Origin of the sequence: Mesorhizobium sp. M2A.F.Ca.ET.067.02.1.1, assembly GCF_004023285.1 — a bacterium.
Classification (GTDB): domain Bacteria; phylum Pseudomonadota; class Alphaproteobacteria; order Rhizobiales; family Rhizobiaceae; genus Mesorhizobium.
In genome coordinates this window covers 1-981 of the sequence record NZ_RZSB01001226.1, presented here as the reverse complement: position 1 = coordinate 981, position 981 = coordinate 1, and the positions used below count along the sequence as shown (strand labels likewise).

1 protein-coding gene and 1 pseudogene are annotated in these 981 nt (G+C 65.7%); one reads left to right on the top strand and one right to left on the bottom strand.

The window, feature by feature from the left end:
* Positions 1 to 234 (top strand): annotated as a pseudogene (locus EOA28_RS36935) (TIGR03808 family TAT-translocated repetitive protein); the annotation flags it as partial.
* Here EOA28_RS36935 and EOA28_RS36930 read toward each other — a convergent pair.
* Positions 231 to 981: methyltransferase domain-containing protein (locus EOA28_RS36930; RefSeq protein WP_128315901.1), on the bottom strand; the 751-nt coding region annotated here is incomplete at its 5' end. The pseudogene EOA28_RS36935 and the gene EOA28_RS36930 sit on opposite strands and share 4 nt — an antisense overlap.

Sequence of the window (981 nt, the reverse complement as noted above, 5' to 3'; positions counted from 1 at the left end):
TATCTGCGCAATGTCGTGGCCACCGGCAACATTATCCGCAAGGCCGGCACCGGCATCGTCGTTTCGGTCGTCGAAGGGTCCGGCACGGCCGTCATCTCGGACAATGTCATCGACGGCGCGCAGAATGGCGCCATCATCGGCCAGCGTTGGGCCGATCCGGTGACCAGGGACCTCGCGAAGGCAAGCGACAGCGGCTATGCGCATCTGACCGTCGAGCGCAACAAGGTGAGCTAGACCACAGCCACGATAAAATGCGCCTGGATCTTGGCCGCCACCGCGCCGCGGCCATGCGTCTCGGCGATCGCGGCTTCCGCATAGTCGGTGGCGGACGCCAAGCTCCCGGCCTCCCTGGCCTCGATCTCGTTGCGAAGCAGGGTTCCCTGGCAATAGGCAACGGCGGGAACGCGCGGCGAGGATGCGCGGCTCTGCTCGGCCCTCGTATCGATCGCCACATCGGAGAATCCGGCGGCGGCCAGATCGCTACGGATCAAGTCCTTGTCGTGATAACCATGCGGCGTGCGCGCCAGGAAGCGCGGCGGATCGTGCGGAAAGATCCTGGCCAGGGCATTCGTCACGTCATCGGCGAAGATATTCTCCTCGATGCGATCCCACACGCTGAACAGGAAATGCCCGCCAGGCTTCAGGACGCGCTTTGCCTCGCGATAGGCGGCGGCGCGGTCGGGAAAGAACATCGCGCCGAACTGACAACAGACGAGGTCAAAGGCAGCGTCGTTGAAGGGCAGCTTCAAGGCATCCGCCTGGCGCCAGGTAATGCGGCTGTCCGGCCCCTGGCGCGACGCCGCATAGTCGAGCATCGGCTGGTTGAGGTCGGTCACGGTGTAGCTGGCATCGGGAGAGAGTTTCGGCGCCAAGGCGCGCGTGACGGCCCCGGTGCCCGCGGCGGTCTCCAAAACGGCGGCTGGCGAGAAGGAAGCCGCCCGGCGCGCCGTCTCGGCGGCATAGGCCTCGAAAATCAGCGGC